The sequence below is a fragment of the Leucobacter luti genome (genome assembly GCF_004217175.1).
Taxonomy (GTDB): Bacteria; Actinomycetota; Actinomycetes; order Actinomycetales; family Microbacteriaceae; genus Leucobacter; species Leucobacter luti.
This window is the reverse complement of sequence record NZ_SHKI01000005.1, coordinates 137,225-161,518: the sequence shown is the minus strand read 5'-3', so window position 1 is coordinate 161,518 and position 24,294 is coordinate 137,225. Positions and strand designations below refer to the sequence as shown.

At 72.2% G+C, this 24,294-nt stretch carries 23 protein-coding genes and 1 riboswitch; of the genes, 8 read left to right on the top strand and 15 right to left on the bottom strand.

What is annotated here, in order from left to right; all coding sequences use genetic code 11:
• The first annotated feature begins 52 nt into the window (after positions 1–52).
• A complete protein-coding gene (locus EV139_RS09895; protein WP_420029108.1) occupies positions 53–1,612 on the top strand; it encodes a DEAD/DEAH box helicase in 1,560 nt (519 codons plus the stop codon).
• Here EV139_RS09895 and EV139_RS09890 read toward each other — a convergent pair.
• From EV139_RS09890 to EV139_RS09880, 3 genes are read right to left on the bottom strand one after another with little or no spacing between them, the layout of a single operon-like run.
• A complete protein-coding gene (locus tag EV139_RS09890; RefSeq protein ID WP_130454175.1) occupies positions 1,609–2,430 on the bottom strand; it encodes an ABC transporter ATP-binding protein in 822 nt (273 codons plus the stop codon). The two genes, EV139_RS09895 and EV139_RS09890, sit on opposite strands and share 4 nt — an antisense overlap.
• Entirely contained in the window at positions 2,427–3,314 is an 888-nt protein-coding gene (locus EV139_RS09885) for an ABC transporter permease (protein ID WP_241989017.1), read from the bottom strand. Before EV139_RS09885 ends, EV139_RS09890 begins: the two co-directional genes overlap by 4 nt.
• Complete coding sequence (locus tag EV139_RS09880; protein ID WP_237464350.1) at positions 3,314–4,363, bottom strand: ABC transporter substrate-binding protein; 1,050 nt, start codon at positions 4,361–4,363, stop codon at positions 3,314–3,316. Before EV139_RS09880 ends, EV139_RS09885 begins: the two co-directional genes overlap by 1 nt.
• Positions 4,364–4,392: 29 nt before the next feature.
• Positions 4,393–4,503: riboswitch (TPP riboswitch) on the bottom strand.
• An 88-nt stretch (positions 4,504–4,591) separates the two neighbouring features.
• Here EV139_RS09880 and EV139_RS09875 point away from each other — a divergent pair.
• Both EV139_RS09875 and EV139_RS09870 read left to right on the top strand, forming a co-directional pair.
• Positions 4,592–5,263 (top strand): YkoF family thiamine/hydroxymethylpyrimidine-binding protein, encoded by a 672-nt coding sequence (locus EV139_RS09875; protein ID WP_241989016.1) that lies wholly within the window; start codon positions 4,592–4,594, stop codon positions 5,261–5,263.
• A gap of 74 nt (positions 5,264–5,337) precedes the next feature.
• Entirely contained in the window at positions 5,338–6,192 is an 855-nt protein-coding gene (locus tag EV139_RS09870) for an alpha/beta fold hydrolase (protein ID WP_130454173.1), read from the top strand.
• A 113-nt stretch (positions 6,193–6,305) separates the two neighbouring features.
• Here the strand turns inward: EV139_RS09870 and EV139_RS09865 are convergent, their stop codons facing one another.
• Both EV139_RS09865 and EV139_RS09860 read right to left on the bottom strand, forming a co-directional pair.
• The gene (locus tag EV139_RS09865) at positions 6,306–7,148 is read right to left on the bottom strand and encodes a PHP domain-containing protein (protein ID WP_130454172.1); all 843 of its coding nucleotides are present in this window, start codon (positions 7,146–7,148) and stop codon (positions 6,306–6,308) included.
• Positions 7,149–7,165: 17 nt separating this feature from the next.
• Positions 7,166–7,918 (bottom strand): SDR family NAD(P)-dependent oxidoreductase, encoded by a 753-nt coding sequence (locus EV139_RS09860; RefSeq protein ID WP_130454171.1) that lies wholly within the window; start codon positions 7,916–7,918, stop codon positions 7,166–7,168.
• 137 nt (positions 7,919–8,055) lie between these two features.
• Between EV139_RS09860 and EV139_RS09855 the strand changes: the two genes are divergently transcribed.
• Positions 8,056–9,435: an aminopeptidase P family protein gene (locus tag EV139_RS09855; protein WP_130454170.1), complete on the top strand. Its 1,380-nt coding sequence runs from the start codon at positions 8,056–8,058 to the stop codon at positions 9,433–9,435.
• Positions 9,436–9,449: 14 nt separating this feature from the next.
• On the opposite strand, the gene EV139_RS09850 is transcribed toward EV139_RS09855, so the two are convergent.
• Together EV139_RS09850 and EV139_RS09845 are read right to left on the bottom strand one after the other, a co-directional pair.
• Positions 9,450–9,839, bottom strand: a complete 390-nt coding sequence (locus EV139_RS09850; protein WP_130454169.1) for a YchJ family protein — start codon at positions 9,837–9,839, stop codon at positions 9,450–9,452.
• Complete coding sequence (locus EV139_RS09845; protein WP_130454168.1) at positions 9,836–11,497, bottom strand: DUF885 domain-containing protein; 1,662 nt, start codon at positions 11,495–11,497, stop codon at positions 9,836–9,838. Before EV139_RS09845 ends, EV139_RS09850 begins: the two co-directional genes overlap by 4 nt.
• 112 nt (positions 11,498–11,609) lie before the next feature.
• Here EV139_RS09845 and EV139_RS09840 point away from each other — a divergent pair, with 112 nt between their 5' ends.
• Entirely contained in the window at positions 11,610–11,834 is a 225-nt protein-coding gene (locus tag EV139_RS09840; RefSeq protein WP_130454167.1) for a hypothetical protein, read from the top strand.
• Positions 11,835–11,927: 93 nt separating this feature from the next.
• On the opposite strand, the gene EV139_RS09835 is transcribed toward EV139_RS09840, so the two are convergent.
• Positions 11,928–13,538: an aminotransferase class I/II-fold pyridoxal phosphate-dependent enzyme gene (locus EV139_RS09835; RefSeq protein ID WP_130454166.1), complete on the bottom strand. Its 1,611-nt coding sequence runs from the start codon at positions 13,536–13,538 to the stop codon at positions 11,928–11,930.
• Between the two features lie 125 nt (positions 13,539–13,663).
• Between EV139_RS09835 and EV139_RS09830 the strand changes: the two genes are divergently transcribed.
• A complete protein-coding gene (locus tag EV139_RS09830; protein ID WP_130454165.1) occupies positions 13,664–14,578 on the top strand; it encodes a LysR family transcriptional regulator in 915 nt (304 codons plus the stop codon).
• A 61-nt stretch (positions 14,579–14,639) separates the two neighbouring features.
• Here EV139_RS09830 and EV139_RS09825 read toward each other — a convergent pair whose 3' ends face one another.
• On the bottom strand, positions 14,640–16,112 hold the full coding sequence (locus tag EV139_RS09825) for an MDR family MFS transporter (RefSeq protein WP_420029109.1): 1,473 nt from the start codon (positions 16,110–16,112) through the stop codon (positions 14,640–14,642).
• A 331-nt stretch (positions 16,113–16,443) separates the two neighbouring features.
• On the opposite strand from EV139_RS09825, the gene EV139_RS09820 reads away from it, so the two are divergent.
• Positions 16,444–16,899 (top strand): carboxymuconolactone decarboxylase family protein, encoded by a 456-nt coding sequence (locus tag EV139_RS09820; RefSeq protein ID WP_130454163.1) that lies wholly within the window; start codon positions 16,444–16,446, stop codon positions 16,897–16,899.
• Between the two features lie 40 nt (positions 16,900–16,939).
• Positions 16,940–18,031, top strand: a complete 1,092-nt coding sequence (locus EV139_RS09815; RefSeq protein ID WP_130454464.1) for an FAD-dependent oxidoreductase — start codon at positions 16,940–16,942, stop codon at positions 18,029–18,031.
• Here the strand turns inward: EV139_RS09815 and EV139_RS09810 are convergent.
• From EV139_RS09810 to EV139_RS09785, 6 genes are all read right to left on the bottom strand, one after another.
• Entirely contained in the window at positions 18,028–18,798 is a 771-nt protein-coding gene (locus EV139_RS09810) for an amino acid ABC transporter ATP-binding protein (RefSeq protein ID WP_130454162.1), read from the bottom strand. The two genes, EV139_RS09815 and EV139_RS09810, sit on opposite strands and share 4 nt — an antisense overlap.
• A complete protein-coding gene (locus EV139_RS09805; RefSeq protein WP_241989037.1) occupies positions 18,795–19,619 on the bottom strand; it encodes an amino acid ABC transporter permease in 825 nt (274 codons plus the stop codon). The genes EV139_RS09810 and EV139_RS09805 overlap by 4 nt, the downstream gene beginning before the upstream one ends.
• Before the next feature lie 94 nt (positions 19,620–19,713).
• Positions 19,714–20,529, bottom strand: a complete 816-nt coding sequence (locus tag EV139_RS09800; RefSeq protein ID WP_130454160.1) for an ABC transporter substrate-binding protein — start codon at positions 20,527–20,529, stop codon at positions 19,714–19,716.
• Positions 20,530–20,640: 111 nt separating this feature from the next.
• Complete coding sequence (locus EV139_RS09795) at positions 20,641–21,954, bottom strand: amidohydrolase family protein (protein WP_130454159.1); 1,314 nt, start codon at positions 21,952–21,954, stop codon at positions 20,641–20,643.
• Positions 21,955–21,967: 13 nt separating this feature from the next.
• A complete protein-coding gene (locus EV139_RS09790) occupies positions 21,968–23,569 on the bottom strand; it encodes an adenosylhomocysteinase (protein ID WP_241989015.1) in 1,602 nt (533 codons plus the stop codon).
• The gene (locus EV139_RS09785) at positions 23,562–24,254 is read right to left on the bottom strand and encodes a hypothetical protein (RefSeq protein WP_130454158.1); all 693 of its coding nucleotides are present in this window, start codon (positions 24,252–24,254) and stop codon (positions 23,562–23,564) included. Before EV139_RS09785 ends, EV139_RS09790 begins: the two co-directional genes overlap by 8 nt.
• Between the last annotated feature and the right edge of the window lie 40 nt (positions 24,255–24,294).

Here is a 24,294-nt window from a genome sequence, read left to right as displayed (position 1 = left end):
TGCGCCTTTGACACCGCGCGCAGCACCGCACACACCGTTAAAGGACGCACACGTGACGACATTTATCGAACTCGGCGTCGACCAGGACATGGTTGACGCACTCGCTGAACAGGGCATCATCGATGCATTCCCGATTCAGGAGCAGACCATCCCCCTCGCCTTGACGGGTCAGGACATCATCGGCCAGGCGAAGACCGGCACGGGAAAGACGTTCGGCTTCGGTCTGCCGCTGCTGCAGCGCATCGGCGCGTCGCCCGAGCCCGGCGTGCAGGCGCTCATCGTGGTTCCGACGCGCGAACTCGCGGTCCAGGTGACCGAGGACCTCCAGCTCGCGGCGAAGAACCGCGACGCGACCGTGGTGTCGATCTACGGCGGCAAGGCGTACGAGGGCCAGATCGAGCAGCTGAAGGCCGGCGCGCAGATCGTGGTCGGCACCCCCGGCCGCCTGCTCGACCTCGCGAACCAGCGTCTCCTGAGCCTCGCGCACGTGCGCGAGATGGTGCTCGACGAGGCGGACAAGATGCTCGACCTCGGCTTCCTCGCCGACATCGAGAAGCTGTTCTCGCTCACTCCCCCGATCCGGCACACCATGCTGTTCTCGGCCACCATGCCCGGCACGATCGTCACGCTCGCGCGGCGGTTCATGTCGAACCCGATCCATATCCGGGCGACCGACCCGGACGAGGGACTCGCCCAGGCAAACATCGAGCACATCGTCTACCGCGCGCACTCGCTCGACAAGGACGAGGTCATCGGCCGGATCCTGATGGCGGAGGGCCGCGGCAAGACCGTGATCTTCATGCGCACCAAGCGCGCCGCCGCGAAGCTGACCGAGGAGCTCACCGACCGCGGGTTCAACGCTGCCGCGGTGCACGGTGACCTCAACCAGGAGCAGCGCGAGCGCGCGATGGCGTCGTTCAAGGCCGGCAAGAAGGACATCCTGATCGCCACCGACGTTGCCGCGCGCGGGATCGACGTCGACGATGTGACCCACGTGATCAACCACACGGTCCCCGACGACGAGAAGACCTACCTGCACCGCGTGGGCCGCACCGGGCGTGCGGGTCGCACGGGCATCGCCGTCACCTTTGTTGACTGGGACGACCTGCACAAGTGGGCGCTGATCAACAAGGCGCTCGACTTCGGTGTCCCCGAGCCGGTCGAGACGTACTCTTCGTCGCCGCACCTGTTCGAGGATCTGAAGATCCCCGAGGGCGCGAAGGGCCGCCTGAAGGCGACCCCCGTCAAGGAGCGCCCGGCCGCGGCTCGCGGCGCAAACGATCGCGGCTCGCGCGGCGGCTCACGCAGCGGAGCTCGTGAGGGCGCACGCGAGGAGCGCTCGGGCGAGGGCGGGCAGGCACGCCGCCGCACCCGCGACGCGAACCCGCAGGGGCGCGGCCGCCACGAGGTGCACAGCCACGAGCAGCACGGACACGACGCGGAAGGCGGCGGCGAGCCCGGCGCTCCCCTGGTGACCGAGGGCGAGGCGCCCCGGCGCCGGCGCCGTCGCCGGCGCGGCGGGTCGGGTGGCGGCGAAGCCGGCACCGGCGCCCCGGCCAGCGGGGCACCCGCGGCTGAGAGCGCGGCGCCGAGCGAGGCCCCCGCGGCCTAGCGCACGAGTGACTGAGCGCGGGGTCCGGCTGAGCCGGGCCCCGCGCTGTCGCGTTCGGGGCCGCTCGCGGCCCGCAGCAACCCGTGCAGCCGCGCCTCGAGCTGCGGCGCGCGCGGATCGAGCAGGAACCCGTCGCCGCGCGGGAGCGACCTCGGGACGCCCACCTCGCCGGCGATCCCACCCGCATCACTCGCGAGTACGAGCACCCGGTCGCTCAGTCGCACGGCCTCCCGAATGTCGTGCGTGATCAGCAGCACGCTCCACCCGTGCGCTTCCCAGATGTCAAGCAGCCAGCGCTGCAGCTCGTCGCGGGTGATCGCGTCGAGCGCACCGAACGGCTCGTCGAGCAGCAGCACGGGCTTGCCCTGCACCACCGTGCGGAGAAACGACACGCGCTGCCGCATCCCGCCGGAGAGCTGCCTCGGGTACCGGTGCTCGGTGCCAGCCAGCCCGAACGGGCCGAACAGCGCCCCGGCACGCTCGCGCGCCTCCCGGCGGGGCACCCCGGCAACCTCCAGTCCGATGCCCGCGTTGTCCAGGATCCGACGCCACGGCAGCAGCACGTCGCGCTGCGGCATGTACGCGAACGGCCGCTCCCGCCCGGGCGCCGCCGGATCGAGGAGCACACCGCCGTGGTGGATCTCCCCCGCGCTCGGCCGCAGCGCCCCGGTGAGCAGCGCGAGCAGCGTCGATTTCCCGCTCCCGCTCGCCCCCACGAGCGACACGATCTCGCCCGGTGCGACGTCGAAGCTGACGTCCGCGAGCACCACGTGCTCGCCGAACGCTGCACCGATGCCGCGCAGCGACAGCGCGCTCACCGCGCGCCCCCCTGCTCGACGCGCAGCCACGGAATCGCGAGCCGCTCGATGAGGGCGACGAGCCCGAACAGCGCGAGCGTCAGCGCCGAGCTCAGCGCTACTGCCGCGAGCACCAGGTCGGTGCGGAACACGTGCTTCGCGGACTGCATGTACACGCCAAGGCCGGAGACGGCGCCGGCGTACTCGGCAAAGATGGTGCCCACTACGGCGTAGGTGATCGAGATCCGCAGCGCCGAGAAGAACGACGGGATCCCGGCCGGGAGGCGCAGCAGGCGAAACACCTGCCACCGCGATGCGCCCATCGACCGCAGCAGGTGCTCGGCCTCCGGTTCGGCGGCCGCGAAGCCGCGCAGCAGCCCCACCACCATCGGGAAGAACGTGACGAACGCGACGAGCAGGATCTTGGGCAGCAGGCCGAAGCCGAACCAGAGCACCACGAGCGGCGCGAGCGCGATCAGCGGCAGCGTCTGGCTCACCACGAGCAGCGGCAGGATCGCGCGGCGCAGCACCCGCGAGAAATCGAGCAGCGTGGCGACCGCGAACGCGACCGCGACGGAGAGCGTGAATCCGGTGAGCGTGGCGGCGAGCGTCGGCAGCAGGTGCCGCAGCAGCGCGTCGCGCTCGGCGAATCCCGCGGCGGCCACGCGGGTCGGCGCCGGGAGCAGCTCGGGCGGCACGAGCCCCGCGGTGGTCGCCGCCTGCCAGCCGCCCAGCAGCAGCGCGGCGGCGATGAGCGGCGGGGCGACCGCGGTGACCACGGCCGCGGCCGCACCGGATCGCGCACCCGCACCGGATCGCGCACCCGCACCGGATCGCGCGGGCCGCTTCCCCGCGCCCGGCCCCGGCCGCCCCGGCGCCGACACCTCAGCGCGCGCCACGGGCACTAGGACAGCTCGTCGACGTAGTACGTCGACCAGTCGGGTTCCTCGGTGACCGGCTCCCCCGCGGCGTTCGTGAGGAAGCCACCGTCGAACAGGAACGCGCCGAACTCCTCCCAGGCCGCCGGGTCCGCGGCACCGATCGGGCGCTCGCGCGACACGAGGTACCCGTCCTCCGCCATGAGTGCCACGCTGCGGCGCACGAGCTCCTCAGCCGTGCCGAGCGTGTCCGGGTTCGCGGCGATGAGGGCGTCCGCGGCCGCGTCGGGGTGCTCCGCGGCAAACGCGTAGCCGCGTGCCACCGCCGCGACGAACGCGCTGGCCTCGTCCGGGTGCGCGGCGAGGTAGGCGTCGCTCGAGATGATCCCGGTCGACTGCTGCTCGGGCACACCGAAGTCCTGGTAGCGCCACGCGCGGTACGGGTGCCCATCGAGTTCCATCTGCAGGTTCTCCCACGTGGCGACCGAGAGCGTGAAGTCGATCCGGCCCTGCGAGAGCGCCTCGTACGCGCCGGTATCGAGCACCACCTCCTCGAACTCGCCTTCGCCCCCGTCGCCCTGGATCGTGGAGGTCGCGAGCGCCGCGAACAGCGGGGCGCCGAAGCCCCCGAAGACCAGGCCGTCGAGGTCGCGCGGCCGGGTGAGATCGTCCCGGTCGCCGAGCACCACGAGCCGGCCGGTGTCAGTCTGCGTGATCCGGTACACGGAGACGACGTCGAGCCCGGCGGTGCGCGCCATCTGCACGCCCGACTGGCCGCCAATCCCGAAGTCCGCCTCGCCGGCAGCGACGAGCTGGCTCGCCGGGGTCGAGCCGTACGGCAGAATCTCCACGTCGAGGCCCGCGTCGGCGAAGTAGCCCTCCGCTTCCGCGACGTAGAGCCCGATGTGGTTCGTGTTGGGCGCCCAGTCGAGGGCGAACGTGACCGGGACGAGGTCCTCGTCACCGCCGGGGGCCGCTGCGCCGGGAGCGGCGCAGCCCGCGAGTGCGAGCGCTCCCGCGGCGAGCGCGGCGGCGGACGCGATGAGGCGTGCGTAGACATGGGTGTGGTGACGCATGTGCGTGCCCTTTCAGTCGTTGAGGGGCACGGGTGTTGAAGAGTGTCTCCCTGCGCTGGCATGATCCAGATCAGGTTCGACGGTCGAAAGTTGAGTACTTTCCTCTCAGCCCGGCCTACCGGACTCCCGTGTGCTCCACACCGTAGCAGACGGGGCGCGGGGTGCCGTCCACACACCCGGCGCCGGGCACGCGACGCCGGGCACGCGCCATCGTCTATGGTGGTGCCCGTGACTACGACACGCGACGCCGCCCGCGGCACGGATTCCCAGACCGATCCCGGCCCCGTGGCGCCAGCCGCGCGGATGACGCCGAGCCAGTACGGGGTGGGCGCGCGCTTCACCCTGTCGGTGTATGACTCCGACTACGTGCGAATCATCCTCGACGCGCTTGCCGCGGCGGATCAGGCCGGGCTCACGATCGAGACGAACGACATCTCCACGTTTGTCGGCGGCCCCGAGCAGCGCGTGCTCGACTTTCTGCGCGAGGTGATCGCCGGGGCGGCGGGGAGCGGCGCGCACCTGTCCGCGGCGATCCTGCTCTCGCGCGGCTGCCCCGGCGAACTCGCCTGCGAACTCCCGGCCGGTGTCGCCGCGCTCGGCGCCGCGCCGGTCGAGCTTGCGGCCACGGGGGTGCGGGCACGCGCGCACTGGTCGCTCTATCCGCTGCTCGACGGCGGGGCGACGGGCGACCACATGGGCCCGATCTACGCCGCGATCGAGGACGCGCGCGCGGCCGGCGTGGTCGCCGGATCGGACCACTTTGCGACCCGCTTGGACGGGGACCTGGCGACGGTGCTCGCAACAGCCGCGAACGGCTGGATCGGCGTCGGTGCCCTGGTGCAGCACGTCACGACGCACCTCACCGTGTCGGTCAACAGCCCGAGCGAGATCACCGAGTAGGGCGCGGCTGCGTCGCGGCGTCACGCCGCGACACAGAGGGTGCGCGGCCGCGGATCGGCGCATACGCTGACCGCATGAGCATCGACTTCCCAGAACTCCCAGCGTCAGTATCGAGCCAGCGCGTGCGCGTCGCACCAGACGTGGAGCTGCGCGTGCTGAGCGCCGGATCCGGGGCGCCGGTCATCTTCGTTCCGGGGTGGAACTTCTCGGCCGAGGTGTTCGTGCACCAGCTCACCGAGCTCGCTCAGCACGCCAGGGTGATCGCGATCGACCCGCGCGGCCACGGCGAGTCGAGCAAGCCGCTCACGGGCAACAGTTTCCCGCAGCGCGGGCGCGATCTCGCCGCCGTGATCGCGGCGCTCGAACTCGACGGCGTGACGCTCGCCGGATGGTCGTTCGGTGTGCTCGACGTGCTCTCATACCTTGAGCAGTTCGGGGACGAGCGCGTCGCCCGGCTGATCCTGATCGACGAGCCGCCGCGGGTGCCGTTCGACCCGGCGAACCCGGCCGAGTGGGGCGAAGCGGCGCTCACGCACGAGGGCCTGCCCGCCTACGTGAAGTTCCTGAGCACCGACCGTGCCGGGTTCCTCGAGTACATCGCGGCGGACGCGCTCGGCGTCGCAGCTGACGCCGCCGCCGCGGAGCCCGCGGTCGCCCGGCTCATCGCGGATGGCGCACGCACGCCGGAGCACATCGCGATCATCACGGGGGTCGAGGGACTGGCCACCGACCTGTCGGGTCCGGCCGCGGCGTTCGCGGCGACGGGGAAGCCGCTGCTCTTCGTGGCGCAGGACGCGTGGGCGAGCGACGCCGAGCGCTGGGTCGCAGCGAACCTGCCGGGCGCGCAGTTCGACACGATCCCGGTGCACGCCGGCTTTCTCACCGCGCCGGCGGCGTTCAACGCGCGCGTCGCGGAGTTCATCGGCTAGCCGGTCGAGTCGCGGCCACTCGCGAGCCGGGCCGGGCGAATCGGACGCGGGCCAGTCGCGAGTCGCGCTCTCGGGTCGCGCGTGCACGAGTCGCGAGTCACGCGTGCGCGCGCCTACGCGGGGGTGGTGAGCCCGGCGCGGAGGCGCGCAACCACGGCGGCCAGGGTGCGGCGCTCCCCCAGGCGGTTTGCCTTCCCGGCGCCGTGGTAGTCGCTCGCCCCGGTCGTTTCAAGGCTCAGCTGGGCGACGGCCGCGACGAGGGGCGGCAGCCACTCAGGCCGGTTCTCCGGATGGTCGAGTTCGACGCCCCAGAGGCCGGCCGTCGCGAGCTCGGAGAGCTCGGTCGCATTGACCGGGCGCCGCTGCCGGGTGGCCGCCGGGTGGGCGAGCACCGCCCGCCCTCCCGCGGCGCGCACCATCCGGATCGCGTCGTCGGTCTCGATTGCGTAGGTGCCGATGTAGTACTCGGAGCGGGGATGCAGCACCCGCTCGAACACGGTGGTGCGGTCGGCGAAGTAGCCGGATGCGACGAGGGCGTCCGCGATGTGCGGCCGGCCCACCGTGCGCGCGTCTTCCTCGCCGACCACGTCCTCCCACCGAATCGCGTAGTCGCGTGACACCCGGCGCACCATTTCGCGGGCGCGGTCGAGCCGGGCGGCCCGGACCACGTCGAGCGCGGCGAAGAGCTCGCCCGCGGCCGGGTCGATCCCGTACCCGAGCAGGTGCCGGGATCGGCCGCGGTGCTGGCTCGTGATCTCGATGCCGGGAATGAACTCGACGCGCGCAGCGGCCGCGGCCGCGCGCGCCTCCGCCCAGCCGCCGATCGTGTCGTGGTCGGTGAGCGCGAAGCCGGCGAGCCCGATCGCGGCGGCCTCAGCCGCGATCTCCGCCGGTCGCGTCGTACCGTCGGAGTGCACGGAGTGCGTGTGCAGATCGTACCCAGCGCTCCCGGTCATCCCCTCAGTCTAGGAGGTTACGGTGCAGTGTACCCACCGTCGACGAGGTGGTAGCTGCCGGTGACGAACGACGCCGCGTCGCTCGCGAGGAACGCGACCAGTTCAGCCACCTCTTCTGCGCGTCCGAGCCGGCCCATCGGATGCTTGGCGATCAGCGCCGCGCGCGTGGCCTCGTCGGCGTTCTTCAGCAGCGGGGTGTCGATGTAGCCGGGGCCGACCGAGTTGACGCGCACGCCCGTGGTCGCGTTCTCCAGCGCCGCCGACTTCGTGAGCCCCACCACGCCGTGCTTCGCCGCGACGTACGCCGGCGAGTAGGCGCTGCCCACGCTGCCCAGGATCGAGGCGATGTTGACGATCGCGCCACCGCCGTTCGCCTGCATCTGCACGATCTGGGCGCGCGTGCCGCGGAACACGGCTGAGAGGTTGATGTCGATGACCTTCTGCCAGTCGGCGTCCGTGTACCCGGCGGTAGGGGCGACCGCGCCGCCGATGCCGGCGTTGTTCACGCCGATCTTCAGGGGCGCGAGCGCCTGCGCGGCGCGCACCGCCTCGTCGATCACATCGGGCGATCCGGCGTCCCCGAGCACCGCGACGGCAGTGCCGCCCGCGCCCTCGATCTCTGCCACAACCGCCGCTGCGGCGTCCGCCGAGAGGTCCTGCACCACGACCTTTGCGCCGTTCTTCGCGAGCAGCAGGGCGACCGCGCGCCCGATTCCGGAGCCGGCGCCTGTGACGATTGCTGAGCGGTCTGCGACATCGTAGGTGGCCATAGTGGGGACATCCCTTCGTGTGGGTCAACGAGGCGTGGGTATCGCCTCACGGCCGACCATACTCCCCGATCCCGAGCACCGCGCTCAGCTCGGCGGCCCGGGCCCCACGCGGCGCGCTTGGGTGAGATGATGGAGCCATGACCGAGAGCGCACAGACCACTCACGAGGTGGAGATCGATAACAGCAACCGGAGCACGACCCCGCAGACGAGCACGTTCGCGGAGTACATCTCCAGCGAGTGGGCCGACCGCCCGGAGATCGTCCCCGACGAACTCGCGGTGGCACCGTTCGCGGCGGCCCGCCGCGCCGCCCTCTCCGCGCAGTTCCCCGGCGCGCGACTCGTGATCGGGGCCGGGCCAATGAAGCAGCGGTCAAACGACACGTTCTTCCAGTTCCGCGCGCACAGCGCGTTCGCGCACCTCACTGGCTGGGGCAGCGAGAGCGAGCCCGGCGCGATCCTCGTGCTCGATCCCGAGGGCGAGACGCACACCGCCACGCTCTACTTCCGCGAGCGCGCGGGCCGCGACAGCGACGAGTTCTTCGCGAACCCCGAGATCGGCGAGTTCTGGATCGGCGCGCGCCCGTCGCTCGGGCAGGTCGCCGCGGCCCTCGGGATCCGCACCGCGCACATCGCCGACTTCGCCGCGGGCGACGCGGACCTCACGCTCGACCACGCTGATCTCGCGCGCGCGGCCTCCGAGCTGCGCCTCGTGAAGGACGCGTACGAGCTCGCCGAGATGCAGGCCGCCGTCGACGCGACCGCGACCGGCTTCGCCGAGGTGCTCGCCGCGCTGCCGACCGCCAGCGCCCACCCGCGCGGTGAGCGGATCGTCGAGGGCGTGTTCAACCAGCGCGCCCGCCTCGACGGCAACACGGTCGGCTACGAGACGATCGCCGCGTCGGGGCCGCACGCCTGCACTCTGCACTGGATCCGCAACGACGGCCCCGTGATCGCGGGCGACCTGCTGCTGCTCGACGCCGGGGTGGAGCTCGACAGCCTCTACACCGCCGACATCACCCGCACCGTCCCCGTCTCGGGCACGTTCAGCCCGGTGCAGCGCCGCGTGTACGACGCCGTGCTTGAGGCGGCCGACGCCGCGCGCGCGATCGTGCGGCCCGGGATCCGCTTCAGCGAGGTGCACGCCGCCGCAATGCGCGTGATCGAGGCGCGCACCTGCGAGTGGGGCCTGCTCCCGGAGGACGACGGCACGGCGTACTACCGCCGCTACATGGTGCACGGCACGAGCCACCACCTCGGCATGGACGTGCACGACTGCGCGCAGGCCCGCCGCGACATGTACATGGACGGGATCCTTGAGCCCGGCATGGTCTTCACCATCGAGCCCGGCCTGTACTTCCAGCCCGACGATCTGACGGTCCCGGCCGAGCTGCGCGGCATCGGGGTGCGCATCGAGGACGACATCGTGGTGACCGCCGACGGCTGCGAGAACCTCTCGGCGGGGATCCCGCGCACCGCTGACGCGGTCGAGGCGTGGATCCGCGAGGCGCAGGCCTAGGCCACTCGCTGGCGCTACGCGGCGTCCCCGTCGACGTAGCGCCAGTGGCCGTCCGCGCCGCGCGCGAAGCGGCTCCGCTCGCGCTGCTCGACACGGCCCTCGTCTGAGCGGCCGATCGCGGTGAACGTGACGTAACCGGTGTCGTCGCCCGGGCCCCCGGCTGTGGTGTCCGAAATAAACAACCGCCGCCACTCCACGCCGCCGTCGAGCACGAGTTCCTGTGGCCGGGTCGCCGGATCCCAGCTCGTGAGCAGGTACTCGGGCAGGCCGAGCGCAAACGCGCTGAAGCGCGACCGCATCAGCCGCTCTGCGCTCGGCGCGACCGCCCCGGCGTGCAGCGGGCCGCAGCACGCGGTGTAGTTCGCCCCGCTACCGCACGGGCAGGGCCCGGGATCGGCGCTCACGCGCCCAGCTCGCCGCGCAGCACCAGCTGGAGCGTGTCGAGCCGCACGCCGCCGAGGGCGAGGGCGGTGCGGTGGAAGTCGCGCACGTCGAAGCCGGCGCCGGCCCGGGTCGCCGCCTCGTCGCGCAGCTGCTCCCAGATGCGCTGCCCCACCTTGTACGACGGCGCTTGCCCGGCCCAGCCGAGGTAGCGCAGCACCTCGAAGCGCACGAAACCGTCGTTCATGTTGACGTGCTGCGCCATGAACGCGAACGCCGCGTCGCCGTCCCACACCCCGCCGTCGGGGTGCGGCTTGCCCAGGTGCACGCCGATATCGAGCACCACGCGCGCGGCGCGCATCCGCTGCCCGTCGAGCATCCCGAGTCGATCGGCGGGATCGTCGAGGTATCCGAGCTGCTCCATGAGCCGTTCGGCGTAGAGCGCCCAGCCCTCGGCGTGGCCGGAGGTCCCGGCGAGCTGCCGCCGCCACTCGTTGAGCGTGCCCCGGTTCACCACCGCCTGGCCAATCTGCAGGTGGTGCCCGGGCACGCCCTCGTGGAACACCGTGGTGAGCTCCCGCCAGGTATCGAACTCGGTGACCCCCTCCGGCACCGACCACCACATGCGACCGGGCCGGGTGAAGTCGTCGCTCGGGCCGGTGTAGTAGATCCCGCCCTCCTGTGTGGGCGCGATCATGCACTCGAGCGCGCGAATCTCCTCGGGAATGTCGAACTGGCTCTCCCCGAGCTCGCGCACCGCCCGATCGCTCGTCTCCTGCATCCAGCGCCGCAGCGCGTCGGTGCCGCGGAGCTTGCGCGACTCGTCGCGCTCAAGCTGCGCGATCGCCTCGGCGACGATGCCCGGCCTGCGGTTGCCGCCCACGATCTCCGCTGCGATCCGCTCCTGCTCGTCGACCATGCGCGCGAGCTCGTCGAGGCCCCACTCGTAGGTCTCGTCGAGATCCACCTTCGCGCCGAGGAAGGCCTCGGACGCCAGCGCGTAGCGCTCCCGACCGAACGCGTCTGCCTCGGGTGCGCGGGGTGCGAGTTCGGTCTCGAGATAGTCAGCGAACTCGGCGTAGGCGCCGGCCGCGCGCGCCGCCGCGGTCTCAAGCTCGGCGCCGTGCCCCGCGGCGAGCCGGCCAAAGAAGCCGGGGGCCGCCGGAGTGCCGGCCGTGCGCCGGGTCTGCGCCGCGACCTCGGTGACCTGCCGCAGCGCCGGGGTAAGTCCGCGCTCCGCGCCGAGGCTGAGCGCCGCGCGGTAGCCGTCGAGCGCACCCGGGATCGCGCGGAGCCGCTCGCCGATGTCGGCCCAGTCGGCGTCGGTGGCGGTCGGCATGAGGTCGAAGATGTCGCGGATCTGCTGCAGCGGCGACTCGATCACGTTGAGATCGCGCAGATCCTCCCCCGCCTCGTGCTGAGCGAGTCCGAGTCGCAGCTCGGCGGCCAGGTCGGCGCGCGTCACGGCGTCAACCGCGTCGACCGGCGCTGCCGCGTCGAGCTCCGCCAGCGTCGCGCGCTGCACATCGGCGAACGCCGCCGCGCCCTCCGGCGAGAAATCCGCGAGGCCGCCGCCGGTGCGGCCGATGTAGGTGCCGATCGTCGGGTCGTGCGCGACGAGCGTATCCACCCACGCTTCCGCGACGCGGTCGATCTGAGTCTGCTCCCGTGAATCTGTCATGCCTCAAGCCTACGGCTGGGCGGCTCCCCCGCACCGCAAAGCACGCTAGGATGAGAGGCAGTGGTGTGCGGGCTCAGGCCCCGCACCTGTCGAGACCCGCGAGGAGAACACCGTGAAGATCCGTACCCGTATCGCCACCGCCGTGACCGTAGCGCTCGCTTCGGTGTTCGTCGCAGCGCCCGCGTTCGCCTCCGGCGGCACCGACACCGGCGACTCGATGTTCTCGTCGGCTGGCCAGCCCGTCGACGTCGTGGCGATCTCCATCGTCGGCGTCGTGCTGCTCGCGGTCATCCTCATCGGCTCCACCCTGATCGGCAATCTCTTCGAGAAGAAGTAGCCCGGGGTACACAGCGGCGGGGCGGCGATCAGTGATCGCCGCCCCGCCGCTGTCGTGTGCGCGGGTGTGTACCCGCGCACACACTCCGCCCGGTTAGCCGCGGAGCACGCGGAACTGCGCCACACCGGCGTCGATCGCGCCGCGCACGTAGCCCGTGGGCGACGCGGCGACGGCCTGGAGAAACGCGACGGTCTCGGCGGTGATCTCCTCGCCGGGCAGCAGGTTCGGGATCCCAGGCGGGTAGGCCGCGAGCGTGTCCGCCGAGACGCGGCCAACGGCCTCGCCGGCGGAGACGACCTCGCTCTCGCCGAAGTAGGCGTCGCGCGGCCGCACCCGGAGCTCACCGGCCTCCGGCAGCGCGGGGAAGGCGATCGCGTCCGCGGCGGGCAGAGTCGCGGCCTCGTCGGCGACCGCCGCGAGGGCCGCGATGAACCGGTCGACGTCGATGGTGCGCAGGGCCCCAATCACGGCGACCACGCTCGTGGCGGTGGACATCTCCAGGTAGATGTCGTGCGCCTCGCTCATGCGGGAGCGTACCCAGTGCCCGCTCTGACCGAGCCCGGACACGTCGATCGGGACGCGCAGCAGGTCGGTCTGGAAGATGTCGGGGTACGCGTCAAACCCGTCGCTGATCACGGCAAAGCGGGGATCGCGGCGCAGGCGGTCGCGGATCTCGCGTGCGGCGGCGACCGCCTCGCCGATCTGTGCCTCGCCCTGCACGAGCGCGCGCCGGGCGGCATCGAGGGAGCTCATGAGGATTCCGCTCATCGAGGTGGACGCGGTCATGGAGAACGCGCGGGCAACGAGGGGTTCGAGGCGCTCCGCGAACGGGCCGTCGCCAAGGTGCAGCATGGCAGACTGCGTGAGCGAGCCCGCGAGCTTGTGCGTGCTCGAGATCGCGAGGTCGGCGCCCAGGCGGGCCGGCGACTCCGGCAGGTCTGGGTGGAAGCCGAAGTGCGCGCCCCAGGCGCCATCGACGATGATCGCGGCGCCGTGCGCGTGCGCCACCTCGGCGAGCCCGGCCACATCGGCCGTCGACCCGAAGTAGCTGGGCGAGACCACGAGCACGCTCGATACGGGGGTGCCGGCGGCCGCCTCGCGGGTGAGCGCGGCGTCGAGCATCGCCGGGGTGAGCCCGTGCGCGATGCCGTGGTGCTCGTCGATGTTCGGGGAGACGAACGCGGGGATCAGCCCGGACAGCAGGACCCCGTCGGTGAGGCTCGAGTGCATGCTGCGCTGGATCAGGATCCTCTCCCCCAGCCCGCGCACCGCGATCGCGGCCGTGCGGTTCGCCTGCGATGCGCCGTTCGTGAGGAACCAGGTGCGCTTGGCACCCCAGGCGTCCGCGGCCAGGCGCTGCGCCTGCACGAGCGGCGAGTCGTCTCCCAGGTCGATTCCGGGGAGCATGAGCGGCACATCGAGCTGCGGCACGCGCGTGCCAAACAGTTCGGCGAGGTGCATCCCACCGTTCTCGGGATCGTTGCCGTGCCCCGGGACCATGAGCGACAGGGGCGATGAATCGGCGAAGCGCTCGATCGCTTCCGCGTAGGGCGCGCGCGCGTGCTCCGGGCCGAATCGCTGCTGGGGACTCTCCACGGCTATCGCCTGCGCCGCGGCGTCTGCCGGAGTGACGGCGGGCACAGCGACCGCCTCCCCGGCAGTCGCGTCGGTGAGGTCGATGTGTGATGAGTCCTGATGCAGCATGGTGCCAACACTGCCCGCTTCGCGGCCGGGCAGGAACCCCCGCATCCCCTTTCGGGGACCATATACTGTCTTGAACCGACTTGGGTTTTCACCCGTGCGGGGTCCATACGAGATAGGGATACTCAATGATCGATCTTCGGCAGCTCCAGGCGCTCAGCGCGGTCGCGGCGGAGGGGTCCGTCGCCCGAGCGGCGACGCGCCTCGGCTGGAGCCAACCGACGGTTGACTACCACCTGCGCAACCTCGACCGCCTGGTCGGCGCCGACCTCACGGTGCGCAGCACGCGCGGCAGCAAGCTCACCACCGCGGGCACGCTGATGCTCGAGCGCGCCGAGGAGATCCTCGGGCTCGCGGACCGGGCACTGACCGACGTACGCGATCTCGCGCAGCTCGGCCGGATCCGGCTGCGGTTCGGCACGTTCCCCACGGCGGCGGCGCGGCTCCTCCCGGGGATCACGAGCCGCGTGGCCGAGCTCGGGATCGAGCTCGACGCCACGCTCGAGGAGCTTTCCCCGCTCGTGACGCGGGTCAACCAGCACACGCTCGACGCGGCGCTCGTGTACGCGGCCGGCGGCTACCAGCTCCCGTTCCGCGCCGAGGTGCACACCACGCACCTGTTCACTGACCCGATGCTGCTCGCGCTCCCGGCCACGCACCCGGCGGCCCACCACCGCAGCTTTGACCGCGCCACGCTGCTCACGCTGGCGCACGACAGCTGGGTCATGGGGTCCACCCCCGGAGACACGCTCGACGACCTGGTGCGGGAGGTGTTCCAGTCCGCCGGCCACAAGGTGGACGTTGCGATCCGCACCGACGACTACTCGGTGGTGCTCGGCCTCATCGCGGCTGGGATGGCCGTGGCGCTCGTGCCGAGCCTCGTGAGCAATCAGGCTCCCGAGGGCGTGGTGCTGCGCCCGATCGACGATCCGCGCTTCGCCCGGGAGCTGCTGCTCGCGGCACCGGCAGGCCCAGGCGGTCCGTCCGCTGCGGTGCGCCAGCTCGCCGAAGCAGTGCGGCGCTCGATCAGCGCACTGGGCTGATCGAGCGCCGCACTCCCGCAGTCGGGGCCGGGGTCCCGTCGGGGTCAGTGCCCCGCCGGGATCAGTGCCCCGCCGGGACTCCCGCCTGCTGGTCGGCCGGCTTCTGAATGAAGAAGGCGAGCACGACCGGCACGAGCGCGATGCACGCCGCCGTAAAGAACGCGGCGCGCGCGCCGGGAGCGCCGGCGTCCGCCGCGGCGAGCCCGGCCTGCTCCCCCGCGTGCAGGTACCCCGAGTAGATCGAGATCAGGACCGCGGTGCCCACGGCGCCCGCCACCTGCTGCAGCGTGTTCAGCGCCGCCGAGCCGTGCGAGTACAGTGAGCGGTCGAGCGAACCGAGCGACGCGGAGAACAGCGGCGTGAACGACCCCGCGAGTCCGAGCGACATCGTGATCTGCACGATGATCAGGAACCACATGGGCGTGTGGGTGCCAACGGTCGAGTACACGAACATGGCGATCGCGATCAGCATCGTGCCGGGTACGAGCAGCGTCTTCGGCCCGCGCGCGTCGTAGATGCGACCCATGACGGGGCCCATGAGGCCCATGAGCACAGAGCCAGGCAGCAGCACGAGGCCGGCCGCGGTGGGGTCGAGACCCGCCACGTTCTGCAGGTACAGCGGTAGCAGCGCGAACGTGCCAAACATCGACAGCGCCACGACGGCCATGATGATGACCGAGATCGCGTAGTTGCGCGACTTAAAGATGCGCAGGTCGAGCAGCGCGTCGTCGACCCGCTGCAGCACCAGCTGGCGCCACACGAACAGGCCGAGGAACACCGCGCCCGCGGCGATCACGACGGCGGGCGGCACGCCGCCCACTCCTGCCCCGTGCCCGCCAAGCTGACTCAGACCGAACACGATGCCGCCGAAGGCGAGCGCTGACAGCACGATCGAGAGCACGTCGATCGGGGCGCGCGTGGTCTCGCCGAGGTTGGTCATCCACTTTGCGCCGAGCGCCAGCGCGATGAGCGCGATCGGGAGGATGATGCCGAACAGCCAGCGCCAGCCGAGCGTGTCGAGCACGACGCCCGAGAGGGTGGGGCCGAGCGCCGGGGCGAGGCTCATGACGAGGCCGACGCGGCCCATCATGCGGCCGCGCGAGCTCGGCGGCACCACGTTCATCACCGTGGTCATCAGCAGCGGCATCATGATGCCGGTGCCGGCCGCCTGGACCACGCGGCCCGCGAGGAGCGCCGGGAACCCGGGGGCGACCAGGCAGATCGCGGTGCCGAGGATGAACGTGATGATCGCCGCGAGGAAGATCTGGCGCGTGGTGAAGCGCTGCAGCAGGAACCCGGTGGTGGGGATCACCACCGCCATCGTGAGCATGAACGCGCTCGTGAGCCACTGGCCGAGCTCTGGCGGGATCCCGAGCGAGACGTTGAGCGCCGGAATAGCGATCGCCATCGTCGTCTCGTTGAGGATGGCAACGAACGCGGCCACGAGCAGCAGCCAAATGACCCGCATCCCAGCGGGGTCAATGGTGTCGCTGCCGGCGGCAGACGTGCGAGCGGGTGAGGTGTCAGGGGTCACGAAGTGAGGCTCCTCTGGAAGACGGATCCACCCCGGGAACTGAGCAGGCGACGCTCGATCGGAGGCAGACGTCATAGTCTAACCAGGATCCACCGTCAGCATTCCCGAATCCGCAGATTTCGGTGCTTCCGCCTGTTCGCGCACCGTACTTCCGCGTGTTCGCGCACCGTGCTCCCGCGTGTTCGCGCACCGTGCTCGCGCCGGGCGGAGCGTCGCGTGTTCGCGCCGGGCATAGCGCCCGGGCGTGACGGCGGGCCGCCGCTCTGCTTGACTTGAGGGAGGCTGAGCCGCGCGCACCGGGCGGGCGGAATCGCCCGCAGCGAGGAGAGTCATGCGCCCCTATCTCGACAAGGCAGCGCCGGAGGCGTGGGCCGCCGCAGGCACGTATTCGCTCGCGATCGGGGAGGCCGCCGCAGCCAGGGGCCTCCTCCCCCGCGAGAGCGAGCTCATCAAGGTGCGCGCCTCGCAGCTCAACGGCTGCGCGTTCTGCCTGAACCTGCACACGCAGGAGGCGCGCGCCGCCGGCGTACCGCAGCAGCAGCTCGATCTGCTCCCGGCGTGGCGCGAGACGACGCTCTTCGACGAGCGCGAGCGCGCGGTGCTCGCCATCTCCGAGGCGGCAACGCAGCTCCCGCTCAGCGAGGAGGCCCAGGCGGATCTGTTTGGCGCCCGCACCGTACTCGGAGACGACACCTTCGTCGCCGCCGAGTGGGTCGCCGCAACGATCAACCTGTTCAACCGGATCTCGATCCTCAGCGAGCATCCAGTGCGGCAGCGGCGTGAGTAGCGGGGCGGGAACCGGGCTCGGCGCCGGGGCGGCCACCGCCATCGACGTGCTCGACAGCGTGGTGATCGGCGCGGGCCAGGCCGGGCTCTCCGCGTCGTACCACCTCGCGCGGCTCGGGATCCGGCACGTGGTGCTCGACGCGAACGAGGCGCCCGGCGGGGCGTGGCAGCACCGCTGGGACGCCCTCACCATGCGCGACGTGCACGGGATCGCGGAGCTCCCCGGCTCGGAGCCCCCGGCCCGCGACGGCGCGCGCGCGAACGCCGCCGTCCCCACCTACTTCGCGGCGTACGAGGCGGCGCACGCGCTGCCGGTGCTGCGGCCCGCCGCCGTCGATTCGGCGACGAGCGCGGTGCCGCCGAGCGAAGACGCCCCGGGCTCCGGGCTCCTCACCGTCACGGCCGGCGACCGCTCGTGGCGCAGCCGCACCATCGTCAACGCGACCGGCACCTGGACTCAGCCGTTCATCCCGCACTACCCCGGCGCGTCTGAGTTTCGCGGTGAGCAGTTCCACACGGTGTCGTACCCCGGCCCGGAGCACTTCGTGGGCAAGCGCGTGCTCGTGGTGGGCGGCGGAGCCTCCGCCGTGCAGTTCATCGGCGCACTCGCCCCGCTCACCGACACCGTGTGGGTGACGCGTCGCCCGCCCGTCTGGCGCGACGACGACTTCACGCCGGAGGCCGGCGCGGCCGCGGTCGCACTCGTCGAGGAGCGCGTCGCGGCCGGGCTGCCGCCGCGGAGCGTGGTGAGCGTGACGGGGCTCATGCTGCGCGACCAGGAGCGCGAGGCCGAACGGCTCGGCGCGTACCGGGCGCGGCGCCCGATGTTCGAGCGTCTCGAACCGGGCGGCGTGCGCTGGGCGGACGGCGCCTTCGAGGCCATCGACGCGATCATCTGGGCCACGGGGTTTCGCCCGGCAATCGGACACCTCGCACCCCTGCGGCTCCGCAGCGCGGCCGGCGGGATCCAGCTCGACCGCGCGGGCCGCGGCACCGGATCGGTGTTCGACCCGCGCGTCCAGCTCGTCGGGTACGGGCCGTCCGCGAGCACGATCGGGGCGAATCGCGCCGGCCGGGCCGCCGCGACCGGGGTGCGCGGTTTCCTGCGCGAGGACCTCGCCCTGGCGGGCTAGGCGAACGGATCCTGCAGGCGGCTCAGAAACTCGCGCGTCTCGGCGCGCTGCGGGTCGCCGAAGATCTGCTCGGGGGCGCCGGCCTCAACGACCACGCCGTCCTTCATGTAGACAACCCGGTCGGCCACGCGGCGCGCGAACGACATCTCGTGCGTCGCCATGACGATCGTCGAGCCTGCGGCCTTGAGCTCGCGCACGAGGTCGAGCACCTCGCCGACGAGCTGCGGATCGAGCGCGCTCGTGATCTCGTCGAGCAGGAGCAGCTCCGGATCCGTGGCGATGGCGCGGGCAATTGCGACGCGCTGCTGCTGCCCGCCCGAGAGGCGGTCCGGATATTCGCCGGCCTTCTCGGCGAGGCCGATGCGCGTGAGCAGCGCCAGTCCGGTCGCCTCGGCCTCGGCGCGCGGGGTGCGCGCCACCTGCCGCGCGGCGAGCGTCACGTTGTCGAGCACCGACATGTGCGGGAACAGGTTGTAGTGCTGAAACACCACGCCAATTCGCGCGCGCACGGCGTCAGCGTTGGTGCGCGGGTCGGTGATGTCCTCGCCGCTGAGCAGGATCCGCCCGTCGTCCACCTGCTCTAGCAGGTTGACGGTCTTCAGTAGCGTCGACTTGCCCGAGCCGGAGGCACCGATGAGCACGACGACCTCGTGCGGGGCGACCACGAGGTCGATCCCGCGCAGCACCGCCTGCTCGCCAAAGCGCTTGTGCACGCTCTGAAGCTCAAGTACCGGCGGGCGCGCGCCCGCCGCGTCAGTCCCGGTCATACGGCTCCCCCGATCTGTTCACGACGCTGCTGCCGGGCCGTGACCCAGTCGGTGAGGCGCACGAACGGCAGCGCGAGCAGCACGAAGAGCACCCCGGCGACCACGTACGGCGTGAAGTTGTAGGCGGATGCGACCTCGATCTGCGCGGCGCGGATCGCGTCAACCGCGCCCAGTGCAGAGATCAGCCCCACGTCCTTCATCATCGAGACGAAGTCGTTCATGAGCGCCGGCGTGACCTTGCGCACTGCCTGCGGCAGCACGACCAGGCGCAGCGTCTTCCCGTGGCTGAGTCCGAGCGAGCGCGCGGCGAGCCGCTGCGACGGGTGCACGGCGTCGATCCCGGCCCGCAGCACCTCGGCCACGTACGCCGAGTAGCAGAGCACGATCGCGATCCCGCCCCAGAACTGCGCCGGCATGCGGCCGGTGAGCTCGAGCCCTGGAATCCCGAAGCCGACCAGGTAGAGCACCAGCAGCACGGGAATCCCGCGGAACACGTCGGTGTACCCGGCGGCGAGCAGCCGGATCGGGGTGAACACCGCCCCCTTCAGCGTGCGCGCCACCGCGAGCAGCGTGCCGAAGATGGCGACGCCGATCACGGCGACCACGAGCACCTGCACGTTGAGCCAGAGCCCCGTGATGATCCGCGGGAACGACTCGACGGCGACGGCGGGGTCGAAGAACGTGTCCTTCACCCGATCCCAGCCGGGGCTGTTGATCAGCACAATCGCGATCACGCCCGCGAACACCAGGGTGCTCGCGATGCTCACGAGGATCGAGCGCTGCTTGCGCGAGCGCCGGTATTCGCGGCGCTCGCGTTCAATGTCGCTGACGGCGAAACCGCCGGCGCCGAGCTGATCGGCGCCGGCGGTGTTCGCGCCGGGGGTGAGCGAGGTCACTGTGGGGGCTTCTCCCTGGTTACTTCAGGACCGGAGCGCCCTGATCGGCGATCCACTTGGCGACGAGCTCGTCGAGGGTGCCGTTCTCGCGCAGCGTGTCGACGGCCTTCGTGACGTCGGCCGTGAGCTCGGAGCCCTTGGGAAGCACGAAGGCGAACTCGTCGCCGCCGGCGTCGGAGTCGAGCTGACCCACGATCACGCCGTCGTCGAGCTGCGCGTCGCGCACGTAGAACGCGCCCGGCAGGTCGGTGACGAGCGCGTCGATCGTGCCGTTCTGCAGCGCCGCAACCGTGTCGTCAACGTTGTTGAACACCTGCAGCTGCTGCGTGGGGGCGATCACGTCCTCCGCGACCTGCAGCGAGGTGGTGCCCGAGGCGACGCCGATCACGGCGTCCTTGAGGTCGGCAATGCTCGTGGCCTTCGCGGCCTCGGTGCCGCCCGCGGCCACGACAGCCTGCGTGGTCGTGTAGTACGGCGAGGAGAAGTCCACGGCCTTCGCCCGGTCCTCGCTCACGGAGAACTGCTGCACGTTCAGGTCGAAGTCCTTGGGGCCCGGCGCGATCGCGGCGTCGAAGCTGGTGCGCACCCACTCGACGTCGTCCTTCGCGTAGCCGAGCTCCTCAGCGACGGCGTACGCCACGGCGGCCTCGAAGCCCTCGCCGCTCGCGGGGTCGTCGTTCAGCACCCAGGGCGCGTACGCCGGCTCGCCGGTGGCGATCGTGAGCTTGTCCGGCGTCACGGTGACGGAGTCTGAAGCGCTCGCGCAGCTGGTGAGCGCGAGGAGCGCGGCGGCGCCCACAGCGACGGCTGTGGCGAGGCGTGACGTGCGGGACATGGGTGCTCCTTGAACGGATGAAGTGAAAGGGATTCGGCGCAAGCGGATGCGCGCCTCAGTCGATTGTAGAAGATGTCCGACCACCGCGCTCGCGCCGGTCGTCACGGACCGTCACACGGTGCTGGCGGCAAAGCGCTCGACGCCGGCGACGATCGTGCGCCGCGCGCGCCCCGCCCCGTCCTCGACGAGCTCAGCGAGCGCGACGTCCGGGTCAGTCGCGTCAGTGGCGAAGAACGCGAGATCGGCGAGGGCGCCCACCCCGAGCTGCCCGATCCGGCGCTTCCCCACGTGCAGGCCGAGCGCCGCCGCGCCACCGAGGGTCGCGGCACCAAACAGGCGCTGGTGCAGGTCGTCGCCACGGTAGCCCTGCGCGCGCGCCACCCGGTAGAGGGCGGCGACGTCGGCGAGGAGGTCAAGCGAGGGCGACGACGAGAGCGAGTCGGTGCCCACCGCGATCTGGTTCCCCTCGCGGAGGTACGCGGCGACGGGCGGCATGTCGAGCCCGATCACCTCGTTGGAGCGCGGGCACAGGGCGACGCTCGTGCCGCGCGCGCGCAGCAGCGCCCGGTCTTGCGCGCTCACGTACACCCCGTGCGCAATGTGGCAGTCGGGCCCGAGCACCCCGAGGTGGTCGACGAACTGCGTCGAGGAGACGCCGATGCCGTGCGAGCGGAGCGCGCGGAAGCTGTCGGCCGCGAGCTCGGGCCACTCGCCGTGCCCGGCGGGGCCAGCGTAGCCGTCGATCCCGTCGAACTCGCGCTCCATGTGTGCCTCGGCGAGGTGGATGTGCAGGCGCAGCCCCTCCTCGCGCACGATGTCGGGCAGCTCGAGCAGCGGCTGCACCTCGAGCGAGTACGGCGCGTGCGGCGAGACGCCGGCCCCGGGCGGGGTGGGGATCTGGCGGATCTGCTCGCGCACCTCCTCGCGCGCGGCCTCGTCCCAGTCGTCGTTGTTCTTGCCGTACACCTCCCAGTAGGCGATGCCGTGCAGGCCGGCGTCGTGCAGCGCGCTCAGCGCCTCGCGATCCGTCACCACGTCTGCCGCGGCGGTCACCCCGGCGGCGAGGCTCAGAGCGGCCCCCTCCGCCGCGGCGGCGGCCCAGTCGTGGTCACCCCGGTCGTACACCACGTCGAACGCGTCGCCCCAGTGGTCGAAGCCCGTGTAATTGCGGGTCGCCACCTCGGCCATGTGCGTGTATTGCAAGTGCGTGTGCGCGTTCACGAGGCCGGGCGCGATCACCCCGTCCCAGTGTTCCTCCCGGTAGGCCACGCCGCGCGCCTCGAGCGCCTCCCGCACCCAGCGGCGGTCGCCGACGTGCAGGATCCGGTCGCCCTGCACCGCGACCGCGCCGTCGGCGATGCGCGGGCTGGTCACGGGGAAGACGAGGGGGGCGGTGTAAACGACGATCGAGGGTGCACTACTCACCCAGTGAGTCTAGCTACCCCGCAGCGCGAGTTGCCCGGTAGCGGTGCACCGTCCACGGCTGCGCGGCCCCGCCGGGGCGGGAGCGCTGCGGTGTCGCGTCGGCCGAACCGCCGCGCGCGGCGAGGGCCGCGCGCGCCACCGCGTGCTCGTCGGCCACGCTCAGCGTGTGTACTCCCGGCGACAGCTCCGCGGTGAGGAGCCGCGTGAGCGCCGCGAGCTGGGTCGCGAACGAGAGGTCCATCACCTCGATGGGGTTGCCCTCCCCCGCCGAGTAGTTCACCCCGCCGCCCTCGGCGAGCACGAGCGGGCCCGCGGTGGCCCCGGGCGCGCGCCACTCGGCCACGCGCGGCGCGCGCTCTCGCGCCGTCCAGCCCGCGGCGACGAGCTCGTCGAGCGCGAGCTCGTCGTCTATTCCGCCCGCGACCGCCACGACCGTGTCGGGGCGCAGCAGCGCAACCCCGGCGGCGTCGAGCGTGTGCCACACCCCGGTCGCACTCACCACGACGTCGGCTGCCGGGAGCGCGGTGACCGCCGCCGCCGCGTCGAAACCGTCGTGCAGCGCGGCGAGCGCGCGCACCGGATCCTGCTCCACCACGGTGATCCGTGCGCCCAGCGCCGCCGCGAAGCGCGCCACGCCCTGCCCCACCGGACCGTAGCCGAGCACCGCCCAGCGGCTCCCGGCGACGCCACGGTAGTGCGGGTTCGCGGCGTCGCACAGATCGGCGATCGCGAACACGCACGACTGGCCCGTGCCGATGAGGTTGTCGAACCCGGTCTTGGTGCGCGCGTCGTTGACCGCGATCACTGGAATGCGCAGCTCGCCAGCCGCCGCCATCTCGTGCAGCGGGCGCACGCCGCTCGTCGTCTCCTCGGCCGCGGCGCGGAGCGTTGCGAGCGCCTCCGGCTTCTCGGAGTGCGCGAGACGCACGAGGTGCGAGCCGTCGTCAATGAGCAACTCGGGGGCCCAGTCGAGCACCGCGGCGGCGTTGCGAGCGTCGATCACCGCCCAGTCCCCCGTGACGGGGGCGAGCGGCGCGCACACGGTCACGCGGCCAGTTGCGGCGAGCGCCGCCGCGACCTCGGGATCCGTCTCGCTCACCGCGCTGAACACGGCCACCTCGCACCCGGCGGCGGCGAGCGCGAGCGTGAACGCCGCGGTCTTCGGTTCGAGCACCAGGCTCACGGCGATGCGCGGCGCGCTCGCGCCGGTGGCCTCCCGCAGCCCGGCGGCGAGCTGCGCGGTCGCGGGCATGCCGCGCGCGGCCCAGTCGATGCGCGCGGCTGCGTCTGCCCCGCGCGGCGAGTCGATCGACCCGTCGAGGCCGACGGTGACGGGCGGGAGCGGGGCGGGGCCGCCGGGTGCCGCGGGCGCGGCGGCGCCGGGTGCCGCGCCGGGGGCCGTCGCCGTGAACGCGAACTCGACGGCCGGATCGCCCGGCTCGGCGGTGCGCACGCCCATGCGCGCAAGGGCCGCGCGCAGCGCCGCGCGCTGTGCGGGATCCCGCACGTCAACGCTCGCGATCCCGCCCGCCAGCATCCGGTTGCCGGCGCGGGCCGCGGCGCGCAGGGCGCGCTCAACGGCGAGGAGAGTGGTGGGTGCGAGCTGATCAGCCACGTGGCCGCTCCTTCGGGGTGGTCGGGGTGGGAGCGGTGTCTTCGGCGGTGTCGGGGCTTCCAGGGCTGCCGGAATCGTCGGAACCGCTGGAACCGTCGGATTCGGCGGCATCTGGATCCGCGGCAGTCTCGCGCTGTTTCTCGGCCTTGGCCTCGGCCCGCTGTTCCGCCCACTGCGTGCAGGCGGCGTCGGGTTCGGTGGGGAGTTCGAGCGCGGTGTGCGCGGCGGTTGCGGCAGCCGCGGCGTCCCCGGCCCCCTCCCACGTGTGCGCGACCATGCGCTTCGCGTCGAGCTTCGCGACGGTGAGGGCCTGTTTTCGGTCTGCCACCAGCGTCTGCCGCACCTCCGCCACCGCTTCGCGCGCCGGGGCCGGCCAGGTACTGCGCTTGGGGTCAAGGCTGGCGGCCGCGCGCTTGCTCTCGTCGGCCACGTGCCGGAGCGCAGCTGCGGTGTCGTCCGGGTCGGCCGATCCGCGCGAGACCGCGAGGCGGAGGCGGTCGAGCTCAACGTCTGCCAGGTCCCACGCGGTATTCACGGGGCACACGGCGTCGAGGTAGGCCGCACCGGCGGTGCTCGCGGTGAGGACCTCGGGGGTCGGCTCGGGTGGGGTCTGGCTGCAGCCGGCGAGCAGGAGAGCTGCGACCCCGGCCCCCAGCGCAGCCCGGCGCCGTAACGTCTTGTGCACCCTCCGAGGGTATCCTGCGCGGCTGCACGGTTTCGGGGTT

Bases quoted from the DNA above. Each gene is read 5' to 3' on its own strand.
- EV139_RS09835 (WP_130454166.1), bottom strand. From the start codon at position 13,538: ATGCTGCATCAGGACTCATCACACATCGACCTCACCGACGCGACTGCC.
- EV139_RS09800 (WP_130454160.1), bottom strand. From the start codon at position 20,529: ATGTCCCGCACGTCACGCCTCGCCACAGCCGTCGCTGTGGGCGCCGCC.
- EV139_RS09820 (WP_130454163.1), top strand. From the start codon at position 16,444: ATGCGCCCCTATCTCGACAAGGCAGCGCCGGAGGCGTGGGCCGCCGCA.
- EV139_RS09855 (WP_130454170.1), top strand. From the start codon at position 8,056: ATGACCGAGAGCGCACAGACCACTCACGAGGTGGAGATCGATAACAGC.
- EV139_RS09830 (WP_130454165.1), top strand. From the start codon at position 13,664: ATGATCGATCTTCGGCAGCTCCAGGCGCTCAGCGCGGTCGCGGCGGAG.
- EV139_RS09870 (WP_130454173.1), top strand. From the start codon at position 5,338: ATGAGCATCGACTTCCCAGAACTCCCAGCGTCAGTATCGAGCCAGCGC.
- EV139_RS09860 (WP_130454171.1), bottom strand. From the start codon at position 7,918: ATGGCCACCTACGATGTCGCAGACCGCTCAGCAATCGTCACAGGCGCC.
- EV139_RS09810 (WP_130454162.1), bottom strand. From the start codon at position 18,798: ATGACCGGGACTGACGCGGCGGGCGCGCGCCCGCCGGTACTTGAGCTT.
- EV139_RS09865 (WP_130454172.1), bottom strand. From the start codon at position 7,148: ATGACCGGGAGCGCTGGGTACGATCTGCACACGCACTCCGTGCACTCC.
- EV139_RS09845 (WP_130454168.1), bottom strand. From the start codon at position 11,497: ATGACAGATTCACGGGAGCAGACTCAGATCGACCGCGTCGCGGAAGCG.
- EV139_RS09880 (WP_237464350.1), bottom strand. From the start codon at position 4,363: ATGCGTCACCACACCCATGTCTACGCACGCCTCATCGCGTCCGCCGCC.